The 728-nt window shown below is 69.1% G+C and carries 1 pseudogene; it reads left to right on the top strand.

Annotated features, from left to right (window positions below):
* A pseudogene (locus tag ACFW0B_RS25870) lies at positions 1-728 on the top strand (glycine dehydrogenase (aminomethyl-transferring)); the annotation flags it as partial.

Genomic DNA, 728 nt, shown 5'->3' with positions numbered 1-728 from the left:
GACATCTGCCTGATTCCCGCCTCCGCCCACGGCACCAACCCCGCCACCGCCGCCATGGCCGGCATGCGCGTGGTAGTGACCGCCTGTGACGCCCGCGGCAACGTGGACATCGCCGACCTCAAGGCCAAGGCCGAGGAGCACCGGGAGCGCCTCGCCGCGCTGATGATCACCTACCCGTCCACCCACGGCGTGTTCGAGGAAGGCATCCGCGAGATCTGCGAGATCATCCATGCCAACGGCGGCCAGGTGTACATCGACGGCGCCAACATGAACGCCATGGTCGGCCTCTGCGCCCCGGGCCAGTTCGGCGGCGACGTGTCCCACCTGAACCTGCACAAGACCTTCTGCATCCCCCACGGTGGCGGCGGCCCGGGCGTCGGCCCGATCGGCGTGAAGGCCCACCTGGCGCCCTTCCTGCCCGGCCACGCGCAGATGGCGCGCAAGGAAGGCGCGGTCAGCGCCGCACCTTTCGGCAGCGCCAGCATCCTGCCGATCACCTGGATGTACATCCGCCTGATGGGCGGCGAAGGCCTGCGCCGCGCCACCCAGCTGGCGATCCTCAACGCCAACTACATCGCCCGCCGCCTGGAAGAGCACTACCCGGTGCTCTACACCGGCAGCAACGGCCTGGTGGCCCACGAGTGCATCCTCGACCTGCGTCCGCTCAAGGACACCAGCGGCATCAGCGTCGACGACGTCGCCAAGCGCCTGATCGACTTCGGCTTCCA

The sequence above is a fragment of the Metapseudomonas phytobenefica genome (assembly GCF_043392685.1).
In the GTDB taxonomy this organism is placed as follows: Bacteria; Pseudomonadota; Gammaproteobacteria; order Pseudomonadales; family Pseudomonadaceae; genus Metapseudomonas.
The sequence above is the reverse complement of the archived record's forward strand: the minus strand, read 5'-3'. Positions and strand labels throughout refer to the sequence as shown.